A 1,763-nucleotide genomic window follows, 5' to 3' on the forward strand; every position below is an offset into this window, starting at 1 on the left:
GGCACCTCGACCGAGCCGATGTTCTTCATCCGCTTCTTGCCGGCCTTCTGCTTCTCGAGCAGCTTGCGCTTGCGCCTGATGTCACCGCCGTAGCACTTGGCCAGGACGTCCTTGCGGATGGCGCGGATGTTCTCGCGGGCGATGACCCGGGCGCCGACGGCGGCCTGGATCGGCACCTCGAACTGCTGGCGCGGGATGAGCTCCTTGAGCTTGCCGGCCATCATGACGCCGTAGCCGTAGGCCTTGTCCTTGTGAACGATCGCCGAGAAGGCGTCGACGGTCTCGCCCTGGAGCAGGATGTCGACCTTGACGAGGTCGGCGACCTGGTCACCGTCGGGTTCGTAGTCGAGGCTCGCGTAGCCGCGGGTTCGGGACTTCAGCTGGTCGAAGAAGTCGAAGACGACCTCGGCCATCGGCAGGGTGTAGCGCATCTCGACGCGCTCCTCGGACAGGTAGTCCATGCCGAGCAGGGTGCCGCGCTTGCCCTGGCAGAGCTCCATGATCGCGCCGATGAACTCGCTCGGCGCGAGGATCGTGGCGCGGACCTTGGGCTCGCGCACCTCGGCGATCTTGCCGCCGGGGAACTCGCTGGGGTTGGTGACGGTGATCTGCGTGCCGTCGTCCATCCCCACTTCGTAGACGACGTTGGGCTGCGTGGAGATCAGCTCGAGGTCGAACTCGCGCTCGAGCCGCTCGCGCACGATCTCCAGGTGCAGCAGCCCGAGGAAGCCGCACCGGAACCCGAAGCCGAGGGCCACCGAGGTCTCCGGCTCGTAGACGAGCGCGGCGTCGTTGAGCTTGAGCTTGTCGAGGGCCTCGCGCAGGTCGGGGTAGTCCGAGCCGTCCAGCGGGAACAGGCCCGAGAAGACCATCGGCTTGGGGTCGCGGTACCCACCGAGCGCGTCGGTCGCGGGCTTGGCGGCGTTGGTGACGGTGTCGCCGACCTTGGACTGGCGCACGTCCTTCACGCCGGTGATGAGGTAGCCGACCTCGCCGACGCCCAGACCCTTGCCCGGCACGGGCTCAGGGCTGATGACGCCGATCTCGAGCAGCTCGTGGGTGGCCTTGGTCGACATCATGGCGATCCGCTCGCGCGGGTTGAGGTTGCCGTCGATGACCCGCACGTAGGTGACGACACCGCGGTAGGTGTCGTAGACGGAGTCGAAGATCATCGCCCGGGCGGGCGCGTTGGCGTCGCCGGTGGGTGCCGGGATCTGGCGGACGATCTCGTCGAGCAGCGGCTCGACCCCGACCCCGGTCTTGCCGGAGACCTGGAAGCAGTCCTCGGGCTCGCACCCGATGAGCTTGGCGAGCTCCTCGGCGTACTTCTCCGGCTGCGCGGCCGGCAGGTCGATCTTGTTGAGCACCGGGATGATCGTGAGCTCGTTCTCCATCGCGAGGTAGAGGTTCGCGAGGGTCTGCGCCTCGATGCCCTGCGCCGCGTCGACGAGGAGCACGGCGCCCTCGCAGGCGGCGAGGCTGCGGCTGACCTCGTAGGTGAAGTCGACGTGACCGGGCGTGTCGATCATGTTCAGCACGTGCTGGGAGCCGTCGAGGTCCCACGGCATCCGCACCGCCTGGCTCTTGATGGTGATGCCGCGCTCGCGCTCGATGTCCATCCGGTCCAGGTACTGGGCCCGCATCGACCGGTCGTCGACGACGCCGGTGATCTGCAGCATCCGGTCGGCCAGGGTCGACTTGCCGTGGTCGATGTGGGCGATGATGCAGAAGTTGCGGATCGCCTCCGGCGGCGTGGCGTGCGG

Annotated in this window: 1 protein-coding gene; it reads right to left on the reverse strand. The window is 67.8% G+C overall.

Features of this window, described 5'->3' with window-relative positions; translation table 11 throughout:
* Window positions 1–1,763 (reverse strand): translation elongation factor 4 (lepA, locus tag PLL68_RS14780; protein ID WP_324535389.1); only part of this gene is annotated, 1,763 nt, incomplete at both ends.

Source organism: Ornithinibacter sp., from assembly GCF_035443565.1.
Classification (GTDB): Bacteria; Actinomycetota; Actinomycetes; order Actinomycetales; family Dermatophilaceae; genus Fodinibacter.